17 protein-coding genes, 1 tRNA gene and 3 rRNA genes are annotated in these 25,104 nt (G+C 45.7%); 17 read left to right on the forward strand and 4 right to left on the reverse strand.

The genetic code is table 11. The features are described 5' to 3' along the window. The 6 genes from L4D09_RS02465 to mepA form a co-directional block, all read left to right on the forward strand. Positions 1 to 237, forward strand: a 23S ribosomal RNA gene (locus L4D09_RS02465); the annotation flags it as partial. 242 nt (positions 238 to 479) lie between these two features. Then, positions 480 to 595, forward strand: a 5S ribosomal RNA gene (rrf, locus tag L4D09_RS02470). A gap of 52 nt (positions 596 to 647) precedes the next feature. Then, positions 648 to 763 (forward strand): 5S ribosomal RNA (gene rrf / locus L4D09_RS02475). Between the two features lie 100 nt (positions 764 to 863). Further along, positions 864 to 940, forward strand: a tRNA-Asp gene (locus tag L4D09_RS02480). A gap of 362 nt (positions 941 to 1,302) precedes the next feature. Then, the gene (locus L4D09_RS02485; RefSeq protein WP_428455910.1) at positions 1,303 to 2,283 is read left to right on the forward strand and encodes a sugar-binding transcriptional regulator; all 981 of its coding nucleotides are present in this window, start codon (positions 1,303 to 1,305) and stop codon (positions 2,281 to 2,283) included. Between the two features lie 91 nt (positions 2,284 to 2,374). Beyond that, on the forward strand, positions 2,375 to 3,205 hold the full coding sequence (mepA, locus tag L4D09_RS02490; protein WP_428456133.1) for a penicillin-insensitive murein endopeptidase: 831 nt from the start codon (positions 2,375 to 2,377) through the stop codon (positions 3,203 to 3,205). Here mepA and L4D09_RS02495 read toward each other — a convergent pair. Further along, on the reverse strand, positions 3,199 to 4,563 hold the full coding sequence (locus L4D09_RS02495) for an MATE family efflux transporter (protein ID WP_428455911.1): 1,365 nt from the start codon (positions 4,561 to 4,563) through the stop codon (positions 3,199 to 3,201). The genes mepA and L4D09_RS02495 overlap by 7 nt on opposite strands. Before the next feature lie 208 nt (positions 4,564 to 4,771). Here L4D09_RS02495 and L4D09_RS02500 point away from each other — a divergent pair, with 208 nt between their 5' ends. The 7 genes from L4D09_RS02500 to L4D09_RS02530 all read left to right on the forward strand — a co-directional run bounded on the left by L4D09_RS02500 (position 4,772) and on the right by L4D09_RS02530 (position 14,800). Continuing rightward, a complete protein-coding gene (locus L4D09_RS02500) occupies positions 4,772 to 6,595 on the forward strand; it encodes an IucA/IucC family protein (RefSeq protein WP_428455912.1) in 1,824 nt (607 codons plus the stop codon). Then, positions 6,582 to 8,330, forward strand: coding sequence for an IucA/IucC family protein (locus L4D09_RS02505; RefSeq protein ID WP_428455913.1), 1,749 nt, complete (start codon positions 6,582 to 6,584; stop codon positions 8,328 to 8,330). The genes L4D09_RS02500 and L4D09_RS02505 overlap by 14 nt, the downstream gene beginning before the upstream one ends. Continuing rightward, positions 8,311 to 9,567 carry an AMP-binding protein gene (locus L4D09_RS02510; RefSeq protein WP_428455914.1) on the forward strand — a complete coding sequence of 419 codons (1,257 nt, stop codon included), beginning with the start codon at positions 8,311 to 8,313 and terminating at the stop codon, positions 9,565 to 9,567. Before L4D09_RS02505 ends, L4D09_RS02510 begins: the two co-directional genes overlap by 20 nt. A 13-nt stretch (positions 9,568 to 9,580) precedes the next feature. Beyond that, complete coding sequence (locus L4D09_RS02515; protein ID WP_428455915.1) at positions 9,581 to 10,846, forward strand: DUF6005 family protein; 1,266 nt, start codon at positions 9,581 to 9,583, stop codon at positions 10,844 to 10,846. A gap of 20 nt (positions 10,847 to 10,866) precedes the next feature. Continuing rightward, positions 10,867 to 11,712, forward strand: coding sequence for a sugar phosphate isomerase/epimerase family protein (locus L4D09_RS02520; protein ID WP_428455916.1), 846 nt, complete (start codon positions 10,867 to 10,869; stop codon positions 11,710 to 11,712). Positions 11,713 to 11,870: 158 nt separating this feature from the next. Beyond that, on the forward strand, positions 11,871 to 12,587 hold the full coding sequence (locus tag L4D09_RS02525; protein ID WP_428455917.1) for a response regulator transcription factor: 717 nt from the start codon (positions 11,871 to 11,873) through the stop codon (positions 12,585 to 12,587). Between the two features lie 278 nt (positions 12,588 to 12,865). Further along, positions 12,866 to 14,800 carry a TonB-dependent receptor domain-containing protein gene (locus L4D09_RS02530; protein WP_428455918.1) on the forward strand — a complete coding sequence of 645 codons (1,935 nt, stop codon included), beginning with the start codon at positions 12,866 to 12,868 and terminating at the stop codon, positions 14,798 to 14,800. 74 nt (positions 14,801 to 14,874) lie between these two features. On the opposite strand, the gene L4D09_RS02535 is transcribed toward L4D09_RS02530, so the two are convergent. The 3 genes from L4D09_RS02535 to rdgC all read right to left on the reverse strand — a co-directional run bounded on the left by L4D09_RS02535 (position 14,875) and on the right by rdgC (position 17,639). After that, positions 14,875 to 15,129 carry a YfhL family 4Fe-4S dicluster ferredoxin gene (locus tag L4D09_RS02535; RefSeq protein WP_428455919.1) on the reverse strand — a complete coding sequence of 85 codons (255 nt, stop codon included), beginning with the start codon at positions 15,127 to 15,129 and terminating at the stop codon, positions 14,875 to 14,877. Between the two features lie 4 nt (positions 15,130 to 15,133). Then, positions 15,134 to 16,540 carry a prephenate-dependent tRNA uridine(34) hydroxylase TrhP gene (gene trhP, locus L4D09_RS02540; RefSeq protein WP_428455920.1) on the reverse strand — a complete coding sequence of 469 codons (1,407 nt, stop codon included), beginning with the start codon at positions 16,538 to 16,540 and terminating at the stop codon, positions 15,134 to 15,136. A 187-nt stretch (positions 16,541 to 16,727) separates the two neighbouring features. Further along, a complete protein-coding gene (gene rdgC / locus L4D09_RS02545; protein ID WP_428456134.1) occupies positions 16,728 to 17,639 on the reverse strand; it encodes a recombination-associated protein RdgC in 912 nt (303 codons plus the stop codon). 154 nt (positions 17,640 to 17,793) lie between these two features. On the opposite strand from rdgC, the gene L4D09_RS02550 reads away from it, so the two are divergent. From L4D09_RS02550 to phoR, 4 genes are all read left to right on the forward strand, one after another. Further along, positions 17,794 to 19,035: an exonuclease SbcCD subunit D gene (locus L4D09_RS02550; protein ID WP_428455921.1), complete on the forward strand. Its 1,242-nt coding sequence runs from the start codon at positions 17,794 to 17,796 to the stop codon at positions 19,033 to 19,035. Between the two features lie 33 nt (positions 19,036 to 19,068). Further along, entirely contained in the window at positions 19,069 to 22,845 is a 3,777-nt protein-coding gene (locus L4D09_RS02555; RefSeq protein ID WP_428455922.1) for an AAA family ATPase, read from the forward strand. A gap of 185 nt (positions 22,846 to 23,030) precedes the next feature. Further along, complete coding sequence (gene phoB, locus L4D09_RS02560) at positions 23,031 to 23,720, forward strand: phosphate regulon transcriptional regulator PhoB (protein WP_428455923.1); 690 nt, start codon at positions 23,031 to 23,033, stop codon at positions 23,718 to 23,720. A gap of 69 nt (positions 23,721 to 23,789) precedes the next feature. Continuing rightward, positions 23,790 to 25,097, forward strand: a complete 1,308-nt coding sequence (phoR, locus tag L4D09_RS02565) for a phosphate regulon sensor histidine kinase PhoR (RefSeq protein ID WP_428455924.1) — start codon at positions 23,790 to 23,792, stop codon at positions 25,095 to 25,097. Positions 25,098 to 25,104: the final 7 nt, after the last annotated feature.

Consider the following 25,104-nt stretch of genomic DNA (forward strand, 5'->3'; position numbering starts at 1 on the left):
GGAGTGGACGAACCTCTGGTGTTCGGGTTGTCACGCCAGTGGCATTGCCCGGTAGCTAAGTTCGGAATCGATAAGCGCTGAAAGCATCTAAGCGCGAAGCGAGCCCTGAGATGAGTCATCCCTGATACTTTAAGTATCCTAAAGGGTTGTTGGAGACTACGACGTAGATAGGTCAGGTGTGTAAGTGCTGCGAGGCATTGAGCTAACTGATACTAATTGCCCGTGAGGCTTAACCATACAACACCCAAGGGGTTTTTACGGACTCCACGAAACACTTGAATGGTGTTTGAGAAACTAGTCAGATTTTCCCAGATTATGAAGATATTCCGCCTACCAGAGGTAGCGCCGGGATAAAGTTCGATAGCAAGACAAGTTGTGATTCGAGTGAGGGAGTTTAGCCTGCTAAATGACCAAGCGAGAGAGCAACTTAACACAGCTAGCGGGCTTTATAGCCAGCGGGATGTTTTCAAAAGAATTTGCTTGGCGACCATAGCATTATGGACCCACCTGATCCCATGCCGAACTCAGTAGTGAAACGTAATAGCGCCGATGGTAGTGTGGGGTTTCCCCATGTGAGAGTAGGACATCGCCAGGCTCCCAATTTTAAGTTTGTGTTAGTAATAACCTGAACTGTGTAAAAGAATTTACTTGGCGACCATAGCACTATAGAACCACCTGATCCCATGCCGAACTCAGAAGTGAAATATAGTTGCGCCGATGGTAGTGTGGGGTTTCCCCATGTGAGAGTAGGTCATCGCCAAGTTCCCTATTCGTTTTCATCTTTTTTAGAAAAAGATGAAGGCAAAAATAAAGCGGTTAACCGTTTTATTGTAAGTAATAGCTTTATGCTGAATAGACACTGCGGAGTGGTAGTTCAGTTGGTTAGAATACCGGCCTGTCACGCCGGGGGTCGCGGGTTCGAGTCCCGTCCACTCCGCCACTATATTAAGCCCGAGTCTAACGACTTGGGCTTTTTTACGTCTGGGTAATGTGATTGTTCGCCCTCTGGCCGAATGAGTCCCGCTGGAATACCAGCCCAGCCGCTCCGCCACTTCTTCGAAAGCCTCAGCAGAAATGCTGAGGCTTTTTTGTATCAGTAAACAATGTTTAGCCAAATAGCCCAAGACTAGGCGCCCCGTCGAAAGACTTGGGCTTTTTTACGCCTGTATATTTTCTAGTCTTTCGTTCTATTGGTTATTTTTATGCGGCTTAGAATAAGAGTAGAGCCGTGAGTGCTCGCTGAACCTTCATAATAACGTTAAAATATAAGCGCTTATTTTCCGTGTAATACAAGGAATGGTTATGACAGCCACCCCCAGTGATAATACCCATGTTGATAGCGATTTATTGACTGAAATTGCAATCGCCTACTATCAAGATGGCGCGACACAGGAAGAAATTTCTAAAAAATTTGGTATGTCTCGCGCAAAAGTAGGGAGACTATTGCGTCGAGCAAGGGATGAGGGTGTGGTTGAAATTACCGTTAAATATCACCCGGTATTTAGCGAGAAGTTAGAGCAGCAGCTGATAGAGCGTTTCAACCTTAAACGTGCGCTAATTGCACTTGATCAGCCTGATGATGAAAGTCAGCGTCAACAAGTTGCCAGTTTAGTTTCTAGCTACCTTTCCTCTGCGCTAACCGATGATATGGTCGTGACTGTGGGACAGGGGCGCAACATAGCTTCTATTGCTAGCCATGTTGGTGTCGTTCCCCATCGTAAGTGTCGCTTTGTCAGTGGTATTGGCGGTACACATCGCTCAGGTAATGCGATAAATGCTGATCATATCTGCCGGTTATTAGCGAAGAAATATGGTGGGATCAGTGAAACCTTATATGCACCAGCCTACGTTGAAGATATTAAAGTAAAAGAAGCCTTCATGAAGAACGGCACGGTGAAAGAAACACTCGACCGTGCACGTCGCGCTGATGTAGCGCTTGTTGGGGTGGGTGATATGAATGAAAATAGCCACATGGTGAAATTAGGCTGGTTTACACCACAAGAAATTGTAGAGGCACGGATTCGAAAAGGTGTCGTCGGTGATATTGCGGGTTATGACTTTTTTGATAGCCAGGGGCAGCATGCCGATACCATGATGAGTGATCGTGTTATTGGTTTGAGTATGGAAGAGCTACGCCATATTCCAACGGTTGTTGTTACTGCAGCTGAAAACAGTAAGGCACTTGCTTTGCTTGGTGCATTACGTTCAGGGGTCGTGGATGTATTGGCAACTAGCGTTAGTAATGCATTAACTATCCTAAACCTTGATCAACAAATGAAGTAATCGTTACTTCGTTATTTGCTTCTACAAAAAAAGGCTGCCATCTGGCAGCCTTTTTCGTGCTTGCTATGCTGTTATAAGGTTGATGGAGAGTATAGTGAAGCAATTCTTAATTTGTATTTTTGCGCTGTTGGTTAGTTTTGCGAGTGCAGCAAGTCCATGGGAAAAAGTAGAGACTCCAAGTGAAGGGCAGTCAGAGTCGATAGGAACGTATAATAATGGCTGCCTTGCTGGCGGTGAGAATCTACCTCTTGCAGGTGATGGCTTTCAGGTGATGCGTTCCCATCGTGGCCGCTACTATGGCCATAAAGAGATGATTGCGTTTTTACACGGGCTTTCGACCGATGTCCAACAGCTTAAACTTGGACAATTATTGGTGGGCGATATTGCGATGCCTCGAGGTGGCCGTTTTTCTTCAGGCCATGCTAGTCATCAAACGGGGTTAGATGCAGACATTTGGCTCAAATTGACCAATAGCCCCCTTTCTGAAAAAGAGCTTGTTGATGTACAGCCGCTGCCAATGGTCCATATTAAGGACTACAAGATTAATAAGGAAAACTGGGGAGAGAAGCAAGCCTTATTGGTTCAGTTAGCTGCTGCAGATGAGCGAGTTGCACGCATTTTTGTTCACCCTGTGATTAAGGAACAATTGTGCCAACGCGAGTGGACGAATCGTGATTGGTTACGAAAAGTACGTCCATGGTGGGGGCATTATTATCATTTCCATGTTCGCCTACATTGCCCAGATGGAGATACCAGCTGTAAGCCTCAAAAGGCACCACCAGCCGGCGATGGTTGCGGCGCCGAACTAGCGTCTTGGAAACCTCAACCCAAGTCAAAAACAGCCCCAAAAAAGGTTGTAAAGACGCGTAAACGCCTTCCTCCAACTCCTCCACCCCAGTGTTTAGCCGTATTACATCAATAAAGACAAGGGGCATCGATAGGCTTGCTTCGGAGCTGTTTTAGATGCTTGATATATAGTGCAACGGCAACGAAAAGTGTCGTTGCCTCAGCAAGCGGTAGTGCATATAAAAAATGTAAGTCATTGTTCAATGCCGAAAATAGAAGTAATAATGTGATGGGTAATATTAATCCTCGTAACAGAGAAATACATGCAGACGGGATTGGCTGTTGCATAGCGGTAAAATAAGCTGAAAGCAATACATTGAAACCACTGAATAAAAAGCATGGCCATAGGTAGTTGAGGTACTGCTTAGCCTGCAAGCCTGCTTGTGATGATGGATTGTCGAGAAAGATACCCGTGATGATATTGCTGGCGTACAGTGCGATACTGGCTAGTCCAATACAAACGAGTCCAATGGTTATCGTGGCGACCGCCATAAAGCTGTGGACACGATGAATTTTTCCAGCCCCAACATTTTGGCTGATCAGGATGTGGAGCGAGTCAATAAAACCATAATAGATCATCATGCCGACGAACAAGAGGTAATTGGCAATGGCAAAACCTGCAATACCTTGTTCTCCAGACTGTCTTACTATCAGCCAATGGATGGTAAATATTACAATGCCGACAGATAGTTCATTAATAAACTCAGAGCAGCCATTGTAGAGTGAGCGTGCTAATGCTTGCAGCGATAAGCCGTAAAGTGTTACCCGAAGTCGACGATTAGGCTGTTTAAAAAAACGCGATAAATATAGGCACTGTATAGCTTGCGCTATTGTTGTTGCCCAAGCTGCCGATTCTATTCCCCAACCTAAATACCCAATAAATAATCCATCAAGGGAGATATTAGTCATAGCCCCTATGATTAAGCCTTGTGTTCCGAGTACAGGATTGCCATCGAGCCTTATAAAGTAATAAAGAACAAGGTTAGATAGCTGGATGATTAAGCAAAATGAGATCACTTGGTAATAACGGCTCATGGTTATGTGCAGTACTTCTGGCGCGCCAAGTAATCGAAATAGCTGGGATTCAAAAAAATAAGAAAGAGATGCCATCAATATGGCTATTACGATGATTGCCAACATCGACTGAGTAAAGGTAGCGCTTGCTCCTGCGCTATCTTTTTCTCCTAGGCATTTGCCTGCTATTACCGATCCCCCAATAGCTATCATTAATGCGAAGGCAAACATCAAGGTGAGGTAAGGGATAAGGAAATTAACAGCTGCTAGCGCGTTAGCTCCTAGAATATGGCCGATAAAAAGTCCATCAATCACACTGGTTGTTGATATAGCGAGTAACCCGATCAGTGAAGGAATAGCATAATAAAAAAAAGTGCGAATGGGAGGGCCAACTAGCGGTAACTCTTTGTTGTTTGACATCTTATTCTATTTGTTTGATTAGAGATGAAACACATATTCCTCTAACTCACACCATAGTTGCTAGCTTGGTATTTAAAGCTCGGAATCCCCATCAACCTTCATCGTAACAATTGTAACTTGAGTTGTAATGATAACCATTATCAATAATTATCGCTAACTATGCCTTCTCGATATGGATGTCAGTGACGCAATGTTTGATGAAAAAATAATGGAACAAAGGGCTAAAAACATAGCGACTCAAGCTTCGTTTCATGCCTTTATTAATGGATATTTACGAGAAGTTGATGGCGGCGAGTGGGGGAAGAAAAGTTGCCTTTTAGGTTCACTTCCTGAGAGTGAGCTGGGTACTTTTAATCAATTAATGGCGCGTAAGCATGCTTGGTGGGTAAAGCTTCCTTTGACTCATAGGGGAGGGTTCTTGATGCTCGAAGTTGCTTATCGCACCGTAGTTGGTCGGCATCGGTTCCATCAGGTCGTACTATTCACCGACGACTCAGGCGTGCAGGTAATACCTTTAGCTAACGTCATATCCATGCTGGTGAGAGAAATTTACAGTTCCTACTGCGACAATAAAGCTTCCCATAATGAGGAGCAAGAGCTACTCAGGCGTATTGTTGATAGCGAGCAATTGATGGCTCGTTATATTACTCATCATATGTGCACACCGGCGCCTACTGCTATTCGGTTCATTGATACTGAGCAGATGTTAGTGTTTGGTCACTGGCAACATCCGACGCCTAAAAGCAGGCAGGGGATGCTGGAATATCACCATGAATTCTATGCCCCCGAGATGAAGGGTTATTTCAAACTGAACTACTTTCAGGTTCACCATTCTCTTGTTCGCCAACGGTCAGCTTTACTCTGTGATACTGAAGAAATTATTGCGAGTAGTTTAGATACCGAAGCGTTAGTGCGTGAGGATTACGTTGTATTGCCGATGCACCCACTTCAGGCGCAATGGTTGTTGCATCAACCTTATGTTATTCGTTTAATTGATGCTGGTCTTATTGTCGACTGTGGCGCTCATGGGCCACAGTTTACTGCAACATCCTCAGTCCGATCTTTATACAGTCCGGCACTTGATTGGATGTTTAAGTTTTCCCTTCCCGTAAAAATTACCAACTCTTTAAGGGTTAATAAGCGACACGAGCTCGAGGCTGGTGTCGTGATGACTCGGCTATATCGTAAGACTGGTTTTTCATCTTTATATCCCAGCTTTCAGATAGTCGCCGATCCTGCTTATATCACGGTGGATGTACCTGAATTAGCAGAGAGTGGTTTTGAAATTATCATCAGAGAAAACAGTTTTAAGCAGGGAAATGATCAAGACACGACGTCGCTTGCGGCATTAGCCCAAGACCCGTTGCCCGGTAACGCATCATTACTTCACCATCAGGTTAAACGGTTATCGATAGTGAATAATTGCACCCTATTTCTGGCTGCGATGAAGTGGTTCGCGGCTTACTGGGAATGTGCTATTGAACCAATGATCCACCTTTATGATGAGCACGGTATTGCATTAGAAGCGCATCAGCAAAATAGTGTGTTGGCCTTGGATCAGCAAGGGCTGCCTAAGACCTATTATTTTAGAGATAACCAAGGTTACTACTTATCTAAATCCTACCAAGCCTATCAGGCTAGTTTGGACCCTGACTTAGCCATTGTCGCTGATCTTTACTTTGATGATGAGATGATTTGCGACCGATTTTGTTACTACCTTATGGTGAATAATCTTTTTGCAATCATAGGTCGCTTAGGGGCTGATGGTATTGTGGACGAGCCGAGTTTACTGGCGTTTGCCCAGCAGCGGTTATCTGGTCTGGAACGTCGTTTAGTCGGGGCTGGCAAAAAGTTTGTGCAAAGGCTGTTGCATGAAGAGAAGTTGCCAATGAAAGCCAATTTGCTGACAAGGGTCCATGATATTGATGAGTTACAAACTGAAAATGAACAGTCGGTTTATACCTTTATTGATAATCCATTGCTGGTAGAGCAGCCATATAACCGAGAGTTGCCGACTCATGCCATTGCCTGAAATTTCCCCTCTGTCTGTGACTCAGCGGGTACTGAGGCAGTTAGTTGAAGCATTGATATTTGAACGTTTTGTCGATGCAACCTATTCCGCTTTACCCGAACATAGTGGCACTTTTGGCTGGACACTTGCTCGTACCCATTACTCAGTGCAGGGGCGGGTGACTGGTTTTGGCCGAGTGAGGGTTGATATTACAACCTTGACGATAAATCGGTATATGTGCCGTGATTTTTCCACCGCGTTGATTGAACTCATCAATGAATTACCATCGCCAAATGAGATAAAGCACAGCTTATTAGAAGAGCTTTCCCAGACAGTGCGTTTATGCGATTGGAATTCGTTGAATTTGACTCGCAAGCTGTCGCGCCGGATCTGTCAATACGCTGAATTGGAAGGGCTACTCGATGAGGGGCACCCTTATCATCCTTCATTTAAAGCACGTACGGCTTTTAGTCTTACTGATCATCAATCTTATGGCCCAGAATCAGGCGCTCGGTTCCAGCTTGAATGGTTAGCCGTGAAGTTAACTCACCTTCAAACGGCCTTGCCGAGTGTACATGATGTGTTTTGGTTGCATGAGTTAGGCCTTGAAAGTTGGCGCCAACTAACAACTCAATTAAGCCACTACGGGGTGTCATGGGATGAATATGCTCTGTTGCCAGTCCACCCTTGGCAGTACCAGCAGTTGAAAGCAACATGGCTCGAAAGGCAAGAATCACTATTGGTGGTGATCCCTCTGGGCGTCGCTGGCGATCATTACTCAGCGACCCAATCGGTCCGAACGCTGATTAATATGTCACAAGCCGCGAAAGCTCACGTCAAGTTGCCTATAAACATGGTGAATACATCTTCCAAACGGACATTGGAACCGTATTCGGTTTGCCGAGCACCAGAGATATCGACTTGGCTATCAGCCGTCACTTCAAATGATCCCTCTTTGTCAGGACTCTCGGTATTAGAAGAGTTTGCGGCAGCCATATTTAAGCCTCCAGAGTGCCCATTGCACACCGAGCCAGCTGATGGACAGCTTGCGCTGATCATGCGACAGAGTGTCGAAAGTGTATTGGCTGCAGGTGAGCAGGCGATCCCTTTTAATGCCTTGATGATGGTTGAGCATGACGGTATGCCGTTTATTTCTGGATGGGTGGAACAGTTTGGCCTTAAGCGTTGGCTTACTCGGCTGCTACAGGTGGTCGTGATTCCGGTTTGGCACCTATTAGTTAAGCATGGCATTGCGCTAGAAGCGCATGGACAAAATATGGTGTTGGTAGTAGCTGATGGGTGGCCGACTAGGCTGATTGTCAGGGACTTCCATGAAAGCGTTGAATTCACAGATAGTTTTCTTGCGGATAAGGAACATCTCCCTACTTTTCTTGCTGACGGTCGCGACAATTATTACCGAGCGGAATCTATCGAGCTGTTACGTGAACTAGTGATGGATACGTTGTTTGTTTATAACTTAACAGAAATCGCCCACCTATTGATGACTCACTATGAATTTTGCGATGCCGACTTTTGGCAAGAAGTGATGGATTGCCTCCATGGTTATCAGATTGAACACCCTGAATTGTCTGAGCGGCTAGCAATGCTGGGGCATGGTCAGCCGTATGTACTAACAGAGTCTTTATTAACACGAAAGTTAATCGCGGCAAAAGATGAGTGCCACCACCTCATTCCCAACCCGCTGAGTTTTGAAAAGGATAGAACAGAAGGATCTTATGATTTACATCAACGATGATTATTACGGCGATGATTACTTTTTAGCTCGCTATCAAGAGTTTGCTCGTCATGATGTGCTTTCACGCTGTAAAGGGAAGCGAATTGCATTATGCAGCTCAGATCCTGCGTACTTGTTAGCACTGTGTTTATATCTAAAAAAAACAGGCGGGTCTCTTTATCCCATCCATGCAGATATGCCTCGCTTGGCAGCTAAACGTATGGCAGTAAAGGCTAAGTGTCACTATCTACTCATTAATACAGTAGCGCATTGCTTACCTTTGGGGAACGATATTCCTGAAACTGAAGCCGTATTGGTACAAACCAGTTCAGGTACGACGGGTGAGCCAAAGGTTATTTGTCGCTCTTGGCGTTCTATTGATCAGGAATTAGATAGCTATATTTCGACATTCACTGCGCCGAATAGCATGACGCCTATCATTGCTTGCCCTATTACGCATTCTTATGGGCTAATTGCCGGAGTGATGGTTGCATTGAAGCGTCGGCAGATCCCACTGATCATCAATCAGCTCAATCCGAAATACTTGATTAAGGTATTGCAACAAACGCCAAATCATCTTCTTTATTCATCGCCAGCCTTGCTTCAGTCTATTGCAACGCTATACCCACAATCTAAGCAATTACATGCGGTGATGACTTCAGGCACTTTGTTGCCGAAAGCCTGTTTTGAAGCTTTGCAGTATCGTGCAGAGCATATTTTTCAGCAATATGGCTGCTCGGAAGTCGGCTGTATAGCCATTAACCCGAATACAGAAACCAATAATAGCGTGGGGTATGTATTGCCCCATCTACACGTTCAAGCTGGACGTTGCCATCAGCAGCCAGAAGAGATCACCGTTACAGTTAATGGCGAGGTTATTCATACCCGAGACTTAGGCTATTTCGATGAGCAGCAACGGCTGCATTTTGTTGCTCGTGCCGATGACCTTATCAATGTTGCTGGTTTGAATGTGTATCCGAAAGATGTTGAAGATGCGGTGAGCGAATTGCCGGAGATCACCGATGCCGTTGTATTTAAGCGCCAAGATGCACTCGCGGGTGACAGGGTGTGCCTTCAATTTGTTGCTGATGAAAGTCTTTCTCCTAGCCTAATCAGACGTTGGTGCAGTACCCGGTTAGCCGCTTTTCAACTCCCTGTTGATATTCAGCAGGTGGAACAGATAGATAAGTTGCCTAACGGAAAAGTAGATCGACTTGCGTTAGCAAAGACTGAACCTGCCATTTCGGCAATCGGTTAAGGAGGATAGATTGATGACTTATGAGCAGGTTACGTTGGCAATTAAACAGGTGCTAGAAGAGTCGATGAAGAGCCCTTGTTTGGACGCTTTTCATGAACATGCACGGCTTAATGAAGATCTTTATTTAGATTCCGTTTTGGTTTTACAGCTGATGCTACATCTTGAACTTGATCTAGGGGTCAAAGTTCCTGACGAGAATCTAAGTAAGAAAGATTATGAGACGGTTGCGAGTTTAGCGTCGTTTATTGTGGGTTTGGCCAATGAGAGTGAGGTTAGCGTTGATGAAACAAGCATGGAGTCGGAAGAGTTTGAGGATGTCAAAGTCCATTGTTTTGTTAGCTGTGTCTGTGAATCGTTGAAGCGCGCGGGTATTGACCATCGGCCTTTTTATTTTGGGGTGTGGGATGCCGAATTTACGGTGACAGATAATTACCATTTACGCTATCACTCGGATGATGTTGATCACCGTGTCTTTCGCGACTGGTATAAGCGTTTATATGGTGGCGATTTGATTGCTTGGTATGAGGGAAGTAAGAGCAAGAATGACAACATTGAAACAATGATGACTCTGCTGGCAGGGAAGCCTAACTCTATGCCGCTGATGGTGATGTTAGATATGTACCAGTTGCCCGAACGAGAAAATAAATTCAGTCAGAATCCTTTTCCCCATTACGTGTTACTTCAGCAAGGCTCGAGACCAAACACTTTTATGATGTCAGATCCGGACTTCCGCTGGGAGGGCGAGATTGATAGTGATCGCGTGATCAATGCGATTGCTCAGCCAACTGTTGCGGGGGGGTACTACTTTGATGCAAAGGTGCTTCACTCTGCAAATGATGAAGATATAAAAGCATATTTTGAGCTGTGCTTTACATCTAAAAACCGCCCTTTGAATGACGCAATTAAAAGCATCCTGATCTATTACGTGCAGGGGGAAGGTGTGTCTTCACTCGGCGAACTAAGCCAAGCACTGAGAGAGATAAAGGTCATCGCCGTTCGTAAATATGCTTATGAACATGGCTTTGCGTTTTTCTGGCGTGCTTTAGGGTTACCTGATGATGAATTCGAACATTGGTGTGATGTGGTCGAGGAGCTGGTGCAAACCTATTCAAATGTGCAATACCAAGTGATGAAACTGGCACAGACAGAGAATACCGAGTTAGTTAAAGGGATTTACACCCTGCTGGAGAAACAAGAGAAGACTGAAAACAAGATCAGAGCACGCTTATATGAAGCGTACATGGATTGGTGTGAATTTACGTTTAGCACTGTGTGCTGATAGTAGCAGAGGAGAAAAAAATGCAATTATCGATCTGCACCATTTCGTTTCGTCATCAGCTGGTGTCATTGGAATATTTAGCTGAGTGGGCGCGCTCAAACTGCTTTGATGGTATTGAGCTATGGGGAGTACATGGCCGCAGCCTTGCATTACAACCACAATATGATGCCAAGTGGTTAGCAGATATGGGGTTATCGGTCTCAATGGTTAGTGACTACATCCCCCTTGTTGGTGAGCGTCGAATAGCACAAGAAAAATGCCAATCTGTTTGCCAGTTGGCCAATTTTTGGAAGACGCCCAAGATCCGTACATTTGCTGGCCATATTGCTAGCGAGAGTGTGAGCAGAGGTGAGAGAGCCGAGATGATTACTCGCTTAAGGCATGTTTGTGATTATGCTGCTGGGCTTGGGTTAGAGGTATTGGTCGAAACTCACCCCAATACGCTGGCAGATACTCCGTCTTCTATTTTTCAGCTATTAGATCAAGTTGACCATCCTGCCTTGAAGATCAATTTTGACACGTTACACGTGTGGGAGTCTGGGGCTGATCCCTGTGAGTTTCACCAAAAGATAGAGGAAAACGTTGCTCACTATCATCTAAAGAATATTGCATCGCGTCACCAGCTATCCGTTTTCGCCCCTGATAATGTTTATTCACCAGCAGGAACCCGGGAGGGAATGGTCTCTTTGTTTGAGGGGGCACTGGATTACAAGGCATTTTTGGCCGATATCATTACAGATAGCAATAAATCGGCGTCCTTAGAATGGTTTGGTGATGACGTAAAACCTGTTTTGCTCAAAGATAAAGTAGCCTTTGCCAAACTGCAGCAAGAGGTGAAGATGAAAGAATTAGCATTCGCACTATAGTGATAAGTTTTGTGAATGGGAGTTTGATGTGCCTCTAATAATTTGTATGAAACGAATTTAATTATTGAGGCTGGAAGCAATTAAGGGCTTAATGATATTGATAATTAATATCATTAAGCCCTTTTTTATTTTTAACGATAACCGACAGCTAATTGAAAATGAGTCTAACGAAACGGAATTTTTCTCAGGAAGTAACGATTTTGGTCGCAGAGCCCGATGAAAAGTACAACCAACTCATCTGTGAGAGATTGTGGCAAGATGGCTACATGGTAAAGCGTTGCCGTAATGGGAGTGAAGTACTTGATGAGGTAAAACGAAAAGCGGTCAGTTTCATTATTTTGTCTATGCGGCTTTCAGGTATGCATGAGTGGGCTTTGCTTAAACAGTGTCGTGAGTTGACCCCAATCCCCATTATTGTACTGACGATGGAAGGTCAACATACTGAGGGAGTGATAGGTTTTCGGTACGGTGCAGATGATTATATGCCAGTGAAGCGCTCTGTTCAGGAGCTATGCTATCGCATTGATGCGATATTGCGGCGGAGTTATTCAGCAAAGCAGTTTGAGATTAGAGGAAAGGAACTCGTTCTCGATAAGCTCGTTATGGATCGCCAATCAATGGATGTGTCTTTTGCTGGTAATATGATAGCAATGACCCCCATTCAGTTTAAATTGCTTTGGACTCTGGCCTCGCAGCGGAATGAAGTATTACCGAAACCCTACCTTTATCGGCAAGTGCTTGAGCGGGAATATGCACTTTACGATCGCAGTTTAGATATGCACTTGAGCCGAATAAGAAAGAAGCTGATTGCTGTTGGCATGCCTGCGGACCAATTACTGACCTTGCATGGTAAAGGCTATAGCTTTGTGTCGTAACTTTCCTGATTTAATTTTTATCACTCCGATCTTTCTTAACACCATGATTAATCGTTCTGCCTGATAGCTCTATTACTTGTGTCGGGTAGAGCTATTTCCTGTTGGTATTTTTTTGCGGGCTTACTTCCAGATAGAGGCTAAGTATTACTGTGTGGAATATAGGTGACTGACTTTAAACGGATTTGAATGTAACAGTTGTAAAGTTTGTTTACTTGAATCGCTCAGTCTAGACAATGAGATGCATTGATAATGCTTCTCATTAATATTGGATAAAGCAAATGATACAAGGCCGTACATTTCCCCTGACTTTTCTTAGTGTTGCTGTTTCTGCTGCACTGGTTATGAACCCAGCCCAAGCTCAATCAGAGAATGAATTGATTGATGAGACAATGGTGGTGACTGGGAGAGTATCCTCGTTGCCGGATATTGTGATCGATGCCGATCAGCTACAAAAACGTCAAGCCAATGATCTGAGCGATATTTTCCGCACTGATCCAGAGGTTAGCATCGGTGGTGGTTCAAGTGTATCGCAGAAGATTTATGTGCGAGGGCTTGAAGATACCATGTTGAACGTTTCCATTGATGGGGCAACTCAGTCTGGCTATATCTACCATCACCAAGGGCAATTATCGATCGAACCCGAGTTGTTACAGCAAGTGGAAGTTTCTGCCGGTGCTGGTCGAGCAACGGATGGTGCAGGGGCGCTAGGGGGAGCAATTCGCTTCAAAACCAAAGATCCGTCAGATTTACTATGGGGCGATCAGCGTTACGGTGCCTTGGTGAAGGCTGGATATTACGATAATACAGAAGGCTATAAGACCAGCCTGAGTGGTTATGGTTACTTAACCGATACTATCAGTGCACTTGCGACATTATCTTATAGCGATCTGGATAACTTTACCGATGGCAATGGTGATGAGCAAGCTCATACCGGAGCCGAAAATAAAGTCGGATTCGTAAAATTAGTCGGTGAGTTTACCGAGTCACAAAAGCTGACATTAAGTTATGACAGACGTGAAGATGAGGCTTTTCGCTATCATCGTCCACAGTGGGTCGAAAGCTTCAAAAATGTGCCGATTAACCAAGAAATGATCCGTGAAACCTATACTGGTAATTACCTGTTTGATCCCGCCAATAACTCATGGCTGGCACTGGATGTTACGGTTTATGGAACAGAAACCTCGCTAGAGCATATTGATGGCCCATGGGGTGATTATTTGGGTGAGGCAAAAAGCTATGGCGCTGATATTCGTAATACCAGCACATTTGCTGGTAAGCATAACGTAACCTACGGCGTCGAATACCGTGATGATGAAGGTACGCTAGGCAGCCCTATTTATGGCTCTGATAAAGACAGCGGTAAAGTGAAAGGGGTATATGCCCAAGGTGATATTTACTTGATTGATACGCTGCTGCTGAGCTTGGGCGGACGTTATGACGAGTATGAGCTGCAAGAGTCAAACGGACCAAGCTTTGACCACAGTGGCTTCAGCCCGAATGCAAGCCTGACCTATGAAGTGCTTCCGGGGCTATCTGTTTATGGCGGCTATGCTGAAGCCGTGCGTGGTGCACAAGTGCGTGAAATTTTTAAGCTTGATGGCTCAAACAGTAGTGAAGATCGAAAAGAAGAGCGGGCTAAAAATACGGAATTAGGCGTTAACTGGATCCGTGATGGGCTGAGTGTCTCGGCAACGGCCTATGTTACTAAGGTTGAGGATGTTGTTGGCGAGACAGAGCAACGTGAGCTGGATAATTTAGGTGAGCTTGAAACTAAAGGGTTTACTGCACGTGTGGGTTACCATTGGCAAGCTGTCTCAACCAGCTTGAGTTATAACCAGTCGCGTCCGGAATTAAATGGTGAGCCATTGAATGACGACACCAAAGGCATTGGTACAGCGATAGGGGATACGTGGGTTGCGGATATCGGCTACCAAGTTTTTGATGGCCTTGATATTGGCTATAACGGTCGCTATGTCGCGCGGTTAACCGATGTCGCTGAAGGGTATGATGAAAAAGCAGGTTATGCTGTGCATGATATTTATGCGCAGTGGCTGCCAGTCGCAAATCAAGATCTTACCTTAACGCTGACCATTAAGAACTTGCTGGATAAAGCCTATCGTTCACATGCAAGTTACGGCAATAACGGTGAGGTCGCTCAGGGGACGCTCGAACCTGGTCGTGATATCCGTTTTAATGTTGCTTATGGCTTCTAGTTAAATGCTGCCATTGATAGCCGAATAAAGGGTATAAAAAAAGCGCCTATCGGCGCTTTTTTTCGTCAAACAGATCAGGTGAGCCCTTGAAGGGTTACGAATTTTTCAAGTAGCTCGTCGTCGGTTTCGACATTATCGGGATCGACGATGATACATTTTGTAATCGGACAAACAGACTGACAGGTTGGTTTGTCGTAGTGCCCTTTACATTCAGTACAACGAGCAGGATCTATTTCATAGAACTCTTCGCCCATGGTGATCGCTTCGTTCGGACATTCAGGATCACACATGTCGCAGTTGATGCATTTGTCATTAATGAGCAATGCCATCGAATTATTTACCGTCTACTGAACCGTGCGGGCTTCGAGTATCTTGGCCGTCGCTTAGGTTGCGCATTAGTAGGCCGTACTCTAAGTCCATATCTGCAGGCACAGGAATGAACATGAAGTGGCCATTACCTTTTGCATCATCAACAGATTCTGATTTGCGGTTTTCCATGACTTCAAGCGTGAAAACAACGTTACCTTGCGGTGTCATTACTTCAAGGCTGTCGCCAACCATGAACTTATTCTTAACATCGACTTCAGCAAGATCGCCACGACGCTTACCAGTGAACTCACCCACAAATTGCTGAGTATCAGAAATAGAGTAACCGTATTCGTAGTTTTGGTACGCATCATGTGTATGACGACGTAAGAAACCTTCGGTGTAGCCACGGTGAGCCAGGCTTTCTAGCGTCCCCATTAGGCTTTCATCAAATGGTTTGCCAGCGACTGCATCATCAATGGCTTTACGGTATACCTGAGCAGTACGCGCACAGTAATAGAAAGATTTAGTACGGCCTTCAATTTTAAGTGAGTGCACACCCATCTTCGTTAGACGTTCTACGTGTTGAATAGCACGTAGGTCTTTCGAGTTCATAATGTAAGTGCCGTGCTCATCTTCAAAAGCGGCCATTTTTTCTTCAGGGCGGTGAGACTCAGAAAGTAAAACAACTTCGTCTGTTGGTTTACCAAGACCGAGTGTATTGTCAGGGCGTGCTTCTTGCACTTCAACTTCCTGTACGTTAACACCAGTATTAGCTGGGTTCGCTTCAACAATCTGACCGTTTTCGTCTTCTTTTGCTGCTTCTGTTTTGTATTCCCAACGACAAGCGTTAGTGCACGTACCTTGGTTAGGATCGCGTTTGTTCATGTAGCCTGAAAGTAGGCAGCGGCCTGAGTAAGCCATGCATAATGCACCGTGAACGAAAATTTCGAGTTCGGTCTCTGGGCAGTGTTCGCGGATCTCTTCGATTTCCTCTAAAGAAAGCTCACGCGATAGAATGACACGCTCAACACCTTGTGTTGACCAGAATTTCACTGTAGCCCAGTTAACCGCATTCGCTTGTACCGACAGGTGAATAGGCATGTCAGGGAAGTTTTCACGTACCATCATGATAAGGCCTGGATCAGACATGATTAAGGCGTCTGGGCCCATTTCTACGATAGGTTTAAGATCGCGAATAAAGGTTTTTAGTTTCGAGTTATGCGGCTGAATGTTACATACCACGTAAAGCTTCTTGCCTTGGGCATGTGCTTCATTGATACCGATTTGTAGGTTCTCGTGGTTGAATTCGTTGTTGCGAACTCGAAGGCTGTAACGAGGTTGACCTGCGTAAACAGCATCTGCGCCATAGGCGAATGCGTAACGCATGTTTTTAAGGCTGCCCGCAGGCGATAACAATTCAGGTTTAAACATAGCTCTTAGATTCCAGTGTCTGATTCCAAATCAGGCCGTATCGCAGTGGGATACGGATGTGAGGCGGGATTTTACTGTGATCGGCTGCACAATACAATGGCAATGAAAACGGAATAAAAAAGCGAGAAACAGAATGCGTAGAGCTTCTGTTTCTCGCTATTTAATGGGCTGAAGGAATAAGCTTGGTTTAAGCTTTAGCTTCTAGGCCGCCAAGTACTTCGAATAAGTTCGGTAAGAAAGCCGAGAATTCACCCGCCATTAAAGATAAATCGGCATCAATGCGTGCTGCCATTTCTTCACGGTCGATGTCTTCGTTTTGATCTCTCAGCTCATCTGAAAACTTCAGGCGCTTGATTGATAAGTCATCGGCCAAGACGAAATCAATGCGATCTTGCCAGTTGATTGCCAGCTTGGTAACGAGTTTATCTGCTTCGATATGAGCAAGAATTTCATCACAAGATAGATCTTGTTGCTTACAGCGGATCACGCCGCCATCTTCAAGAATCGCTTTCAGTTCAGCTTCTTCGCCAATAGTGAAACCGCTTGGTGAAGTGTTCGAGCGAACCCACTCTGTCATGGTCAATTCAGCTGGTTTTTCTGGTGTAACCGGAATAACAGGTAGGCTACCGATAGATTTACGTAGCAGTGCGAGCATATCTTCTGCTTTTTTGAAACTACCCGCATCGACAAGGACATAGCCTTCTTTTGGCATGATTAGCGCGTAAGTTTGGCTCTTACGGCTGAATGCACGCGGAAGAAGATCCATCACGATTTCATCTTTGATGGTGTCTTTCTCGCTCTTTTTCAGCTTGCGGCCATGCTCCAGCTCTTGTGCTTCAACCTTCTCATTTAGTGACTCTTTGATCACTGAGGCTGGCAGCATTTTTTCTTCTTTGCGCGCACAGATCAAGATATTGTCACCAATAACATGGGTGAACATATCGCCGTGTTTACCTAGCGCATGTACCCAACCAAATTTCTGCTGATCCTGACTGCCACACGGAGTAAAGCGAAACTCTTCTAGCTGCTTTTCCAGTTGGTCAGGATTGAGGTCGATCTCGCGGCTGAAGCGATAGGTAAGTACGTTTTTAAACCACATCATGGCTGTTACAGATCCTTGGTTGTGCATTTGGCTGTCAATCTTATTGCATTGGCTAGGGTTTGTCTTAAGTTTTCTGTTTGGCGTGGCTTCGAGGGATGAAAAATTACGGTACAATCAGCTTAGTTTTCCTTATTAGGTCGATATATTCGTCATGAAAATTCTCCACACCTCCGATTGGCATCTTGGTCATCAACTCCATGGCTATAACCGTGATTATGAGCACCAGTGTTTTTTGGACTGGCTTGCTAATACGCTAGAACAACAGCAGATCGATGCTTTGTTGGTGGCAGGGGATATTTTTGATACTGCCAATCCCCCAGCGAGTGCATGGCGGATGCTGTACCGCTTTATGGCGCGCTTGGCGAAAACGATGCCACAACTTGATGTGGTTATGATTGGCGGAAACCATGACTCTCCGAGTAAGCTTGATGCGCCACACGAGCTGCTTAAAGCATTTGATCTACATATGGTCGGCGGTATCCACCGTCATCAAGATGGCAGCTTAGATACTGACCGCATGTTGGTACCGTTAAGTGATAGCTCGGGAAAGCAAACTGCTTGGGTACTGGCTGTCCCTTTCTTGCGTAGTGCTGACTTACGTACCGATGATTTGAGTGACGATGACGACCGTCTGATCAAAGGGGTAGAAACCCTGTACGGTGAAATGACCGCAGCCGCGCGTGAACGCCAGCAAGAAGATCAAGCACTCATCGGTATGGGGCATGCGTATATGGCTTCTGGCAAGTTGTCAGAAATGTCGGAGCGCCGCGTACTTGGTGGTAATCAACACGCTTTGCCTGCAACGATTTTTGCTGATGATATGAGTTACGTGGCGTTGGGGCATTTGCACCTAGCTCAACGGGTTGCAAAAAAAGAGCATGTTCGCTATAGCGGTTCGCCGCTGCCACTGTCCATGTCTGAGCGAGGTTATAACCACCAGGTTGTGGTTATACAGCTCGAGGGGCAAGCCGTTTCTGCTCTAGCGCCTATTGCGGTACCGAGAGTAGTCGATATGCTCAAAGTACCCGCCTCTCCTGCACCACTTGAGCAAGTACTTGAAGAATTGACTGCTCTGGCTGTCGAGGACTTACCCCGTGAGTCACAGCCTTTTTTGGAAGTACATGTGCTGCTTGATAAGCCGCAGGCACTGTTAAGAGAAAAGGTACTTGAAGCGCTAGAAGGCAAAGCGGTGCGTTTAGCTAAAATTACCCCGCATTATCCACCGCAGGTCCAGCAACAGTCTTTAGGTGAGAAGCGATTGTCTGATGTGTCACCGCAGCAGGTCTTTCAGCTTAGCTGGGCGCAAAAATACAGTGGCGAGCCTGAAGCAGGAATGGCCGATGCATTTGAAAGTTTGCTTGTGCAACTTGAAGAAGACAGCAATAACCAGTAATTACCGCGTCCATATATAAAGAGAATAATAACGATGAAAATTATCGCGCTAAGAGGCCAGAACTTGGCCAGCTTACAGCAACCGTTTGAGATTGATTTTGCTGGTGGGCGTTTAGGTGATGCTGGTTTGTTTGCTATCACAGGTAAAACCGGGGCGGGTAAATCAACCCTACTCGATGCGATATGTCTCGCCTTATATGATCGAATCCCTCGGTTGCAGTCGAATAAAAAAAACGATGCAGAGATTGGGCGTGATGATGATAGTAGCCGTATTAAAGCCAATGATGTACGTAGTATTTTATCGCGTGGCAAGGCCGAAGGTTATGCCGAAGTCGATTTTGTAGCCAATGACGGCAGCCACTGGCGTGCACATTGGCATGTACGACGCGCAAGGGGGAAAGCAGAAGGGCGGATTCAGGCGTCTGAGCAATGGCTAGAGAACCTTGAAACCAATCAACGCTTTGCCGGTAAAAAACAAGAACTACAAGTGGAAATGGAACGCTTGATTGGTTTGTCTTTTGACCAATTTCGTCGTGCTGTGATGTTACCGCAAGGGGAATTTGCCGCGTTTCTAAAAGCGGGAGCCGATGAGCGAGCTGCTTTGCTTGAGCGAATGACTGGCGGGGAGATTTACGGCCGCTTATCGATTGCAGCCTACGAACGTGCACGAGCCGAAAAACAGCAACTTGAGCAGCTGCAAGATAAGCTCGGTGATATTGCATTGCTGTCAGAGGAAGACAAGCAACAATTAGTCGCACAGGTCGACTCACTCAAGCAGCAAGTTGAGCAATTAGATACGCAGCTACAAGCTTTCAAGCAACATCAGCAGGCGTTGAAAATTGATGCGCAATTGGCTGAACGTGTTGGTCAGGTGCAAAAGCAGTTAAAACAGGCTGAAGACGATAAGGAAGCAGCGGCTCCACGTTATGCCCAGCTCACGTTACTTGAACAAGTTCAACCGGCACAGCGTGACTTTTCGCTATTACAGCAAGCTCAGGCACAAGTTACTAAAGTAGCAGACGCCTTGGCAGCCGCTCAGACAAGCTTAAAACGTGAAACTGAGCTTCATCAAGTTAGTGATCAACAAGTGGATGCCGCAACGGCAGCGCTTAAGAAGGTGGAACTTCAGTGGCAACAGGTTGAGCCGACATTAAAAGAAGCTGCGAAATGGGATTTAAAAATTGCTGGTCTACGTGAGCAGTTGCAGCCGCAAGAGGCCCAACGCCAACAACATAGCCAAATGCAGCAAACGCAGATGCAGCAAGCCACGAGCTTGAAACAGAAACAGCAAAGCTTGGTGCAACAGCATAATGAGTTGGAGCAGTACTTTGTAGAGAAACAGGGCTTCAAAAGAATTGCCGAGCAAGCATCGTCAGTAGAAGACAATGTGAAGCAGTATTTAGCCGCTCATCGTACTAATAGCGGTTTGCGTAAAGAGTTCCAACAGATCGCCAATGATCTCAATGATCATGCGAAACGACAAAACGCGCTTGAACTGCAGATACAAGATTTGAATGCCACAAAACATGGGTATGAAAACCAGAAGCAGGCATTTGATTTTGATGAACTAGAAGCACTTCAACAGCAAGAACGAGCGCAATATGCAGAAAAACAACAGTGGCGTGAACAGCTGCTTCAGGGTTTGTCAGGGGTAAAGGAGTGGCAGTCGTTACTGCGCCAATACGATAAAACCGAGACAGAATGGCAGCACTCAACGACACAACTTAAAGCGGCAGATCAACGCATCGATGTATTAAAGCCACAGATTGCGACTTTATCGGTGCAACATAAAGAAGTGGAATCGTTGTTGCAGCAAAGCCGCGCTGTCATGCAGTTAGATGATTACCGCGCAGAGCTAAAAACAGACGAAGCGTGCCCGTTGTGTGGCTCTTATGATCACCCTTATGCGACAGACAACCCTATTGCCGAAGGATTGATCCAGACTCAGCAAACTCGTTTAACGGAGCTCACGAAACAGTGGCAAGCGGCAGAAAACGAAGTGAGCCTTCTGGGTCAGCAGTGCATAGCTGAGCAACAACGTATTGCTGCTCTCGAAACCGATAAACAATCGCTGAAAGTACAAATCACCCAGCTGTTTGAGCAATACTCAGCAGTATTTGATGGATTGCATGTCCAAGATGAAAGCGTGTTATCTGCAGAGGCTAATTCTGAAACATTAGCATCGTTGATGTCGATATGGCAGCAGCACGTCATGCAAACTGACGCGCTATTAAAACAGTTACAGCACTCTGGTGAGCATCGCCAACAACAAATTAAGCAAGGTCGTCAACTTGAGGTTGAGTGGCAGCAGGTTCAACAAGCAATTAATAAGCAGATTGAGCAGCAGCATGCTTTAGCCCAGCAGTTCACACAATGGCAATCGCGTCAGCAATCCATCGAGCAACAGCAGGATACGCAATCAGTGATCTTGGCTGAACGCGAGCAGGCGTTGAATGAACAATATGGTAATGACCAATGGTTAGTACAGTTAAAACAACAAGGTGAAGAAGCGTTTTTTACCCAGCTGCATATCGATGTACAGCGATACCTTACTAACCAGACGTTGTTAACCGATATAGAAAAGCAGTTAGCAATCGTGGCCCCAGAGCTTGCTGAAGTGCAAACGGCATTACGTAATACTGAGCAGCGCGGGACAGAGATCGACAATATCATTATCTCTTTAAAACAAGAGATAGAGCAGCTATGGCAGCAACGTGTTGCATTGGTCGGTGAGCAGCAATTATCCGAGCTGGAATTGCAACATAAGCAAGCGTTGAACGCTCATCAAGCCGTATTAGAGCAAGCACAAGTGCGTCAGCGCCAGTCAGGTGAGGCAATGGCCGCTGCTGAAGCATCTGCGGGCAGTGTTCAGCGGCAGCAAAGTGACGTTCAACAGTCGCTTGATGTACTGCAAAACAACTGGAATAAATGGTTAGAAAAATTCAGCTTAGCGAATGAAGAGTTAGTGGCATTATTGAGTAAAGGCGATGATTGGCTGGCGCAAGAACGTGAAGCGCTGAAACTGCTTGAACAAGCGGTGTCTGCGGCGAATACCGTGTTGGACGAACGCCAGCAAGCTGTTGTTGATCACCAACCTATCATTCTGCTTGCGAAGCAATGGCTCTCTGAGCACGAGATTTCAGTTGAACAAATGGAAGACACGCCAATTGTTTCATCTTGGCTGGCCAGTAAAGCCGAGTTGGATGAACAAATATTCCAAGGGCGCCAACGCTTGGCGCTTGCAGAGCAAGCAGAGTTACAATCAGGGGCATTGACTGAGCAATTAAAAGAGCAACAAGCAACGACAGAGCTGTGGCTGCAAATGAGTGAGTTGATAGGCTCTGCAACAGGTAATAAATTTCGCACCCTTGCTCAAGGCCTAACGCTACAACAGCTGGTGGTTTTAGCTAATCAGCATTTGCAAGATTTAGCACCTCGCTATGCCCTTCAACCGGTACCAAACAGCCCACTTGCATTGCAGGTTATCGATCATGATATGGGGGATGAAGTCCGTAGTGTTGAATCTTTGTCTGGGGGCGAAAGTTTCTTGGTATCATTGGCTTTGGCCTTAGCGCTAGCGTCATTGGCTGCTGATACTCGCCAGCTGGGGTCACTATTTATTGATGAAGGCTTTGGCACGCTCGATCCCGATAGCTTAGAAATGGCATTGGCTTGTTTGGATGCATTGCAAGCCGATGGCCGTCAAATTGGGGTGATATCCCATGTCGGTACATTGGTTGAACGGATCGGCGTGCAAGTTGCTGTAGAAGCGCAAGGTGGCGGCCGCAGCCATATCACTGTGAAAGGCTAGGTGTTTGTTTTAGATATATAACTGTTTGACCAGAGTAAAATGTATATATGGATAGCATGTGAGACTAGTCGCATTACAAAATGATATACATAAGGTTACGTTTTTCTCTGGTTAAGTCACAAAAGTGTCATACTTAACACACATAATGGCGCTCGAAAGACAGCAATTAATAGGTAGAAAAGATTATGGTAAGACGGATTCTTGTTGTGGAAGATGAAGCTCCGATCCGCGAGATGCTTTGTTTTGTACTTGAACAAAAAGGATATCAAGCAGTTGAAGCCGAGGATTATGATGCGGCACTCGAGAAGCTTTGCGAACCATATCCAGAACTTATCTTGCTCGACTGGATGTTGCCAGGTGGTTCAGGCATTAACCTGATCAAGCACCTTAAGCGTGATGAAATGACCCGCCAGATCCCTGTTGTTATGCTTACCGCCCGCGGTGAGGAAGAAGACAAGGTACGTGGTTTAGAAGTGGGCGCAGATGACTACATCACCAAGCCATTTTCACCGAAAGAGCTAATGGCGCGTTTGAAAGCGGTTATGCGTCGTGTATCTCCAACATCACTTGATGATGTGATTGATGTACAAGGTTTAAAGCTTGATCCTGTTTCTCATCGTGTGACATCAAATGATTCACCACTTGATATGGGACCGACAGAGTTCAAAATGCTGCACTTTTTCATGACGCACCAAGAGCGTGTATACAGTCGTGAGCAGCTACTAAATAATGTTTGGGGCACCAATGTGTACGTGGAAGATCGTACGGTTGATGTTCACATTCGTCGCTTGCGTAAGGCATTGGAAACAGACGGTCACGATAAATTGGTTCAAACCGTTCGTGGCGCGGGTTATCGATTCTCTACCCGTATGTAATGCAAAGAGAACGTTGATTAAGGCAGTAAATACAGCAGAACGTAAAACGTCGCTGTAACGGAGTAAAGCATGGTAGAACGGCTATCGTGGAAAAAATTAGTCTGGGAACTGATGTTTTTCTACTTGCCATGGGTCGCACTTGGCTTAATTTTTGGCTATATGCCTTGGTTTTTGCTAGTGGCGACTTGGATCCAGTTAATTTGGCATTTTCATAATCAATTGAAAATGTCGGATTGGCTATGGAAAGAGCGCAGCTTAACTCCGCCTTCCGGCTCAGGCAGCTGGGAACCCTTATTCAACGGTATCTACCGTTTACAGCAGCGCAATCGACGCCGCCGTAAAGAGCTAGCCACCTTGATCCGCCGTTTCCGTAACGGTGCAGAATCCCTTCCTGATGCGGTCGTTGTCTTTCGTAGCGAAGGGAATATTGTTTGGTGTAACAAGCTAGCTCAGCATCTACTTGGTTTCCGTTGGCCTGATGATGCCGGCCAGCCAATCAGTAATTTACTGCGTAGCCCCGATTTTGTGCGTTATTTAGCGAAGCAAGCATTCGATATACCGCTGGAAATTACGTCACCGCTCAATTACGATCGTACGTTAGAGTTGCGTATTATGCATTACACCGAAGGGGAATACCTGATGGTGGTGCGTGATGTGTCTCAGGTTAAACAGCTTGAAGGGATGCGCCGTAACTTTTTCGCGAATGTGTCCCATGAACTGCGTACCCCGATGACAGTGCTGCAAGGTTACCTCGAAATGTCGAGAGACCCTGAAATGCTAATTGGTCCTATGTGGGATAAAGCACATGGGGTGATGACCGAGCAATTAGTGCGAATGAACTCGCTGGTTGAACAATTGCTAACGCTGTCCAAAATCGAAGCTGCACCAAATATTGAATTAGAAGAGATCATCGATGTGCCTTCGATGCTCGATGTCTTAGAAAAAGAAGCTGTGTCGCTAAGTGGCGACAATGAACACGTGTTTACCTTTGCGGTTGATAGCTCGTTAAAAGTGCTTGGTGATGAAGATCAACTACGCAGCGCGATCTCAAATTTGGTTTATAATGCGGTGAAGCATACGCCGAGCCATGCCGAGGTAAAAGTACATTGGTTCTTGTCTCCTACCGGACCCCGTTTAGAAGTTACGGATAGTGGTGAAGGGATTGAGCCTCAGCATATTCACCGTCTGACTGAGCGCTTTTATCGGGTTGATAAAGCCCGTTCGCGAGAGACGGGAGGTAGTGGCCTTGGTTTGGCTATTGTGAAACATGCATTAAGTCACCATGACTCTCAGCTTGAGATTGAAAGTGAAGTTGGTGAGGGCAGTACATTTGCCTTTACTCTGCCTCAGCGCCTTATTGCGGAAGCAGCAGCTTAATCCATAG

The organism is Photobacterium makurazakiensis, assembly GCF_050336715.1.
Taxonomy (GTDB): Bacteria; Pseudomonadota; Gammaproteobacteria; order Enterobacterales; family Vibrionaceae; genus Photobacterium; species Photobacterium makurazakiensis.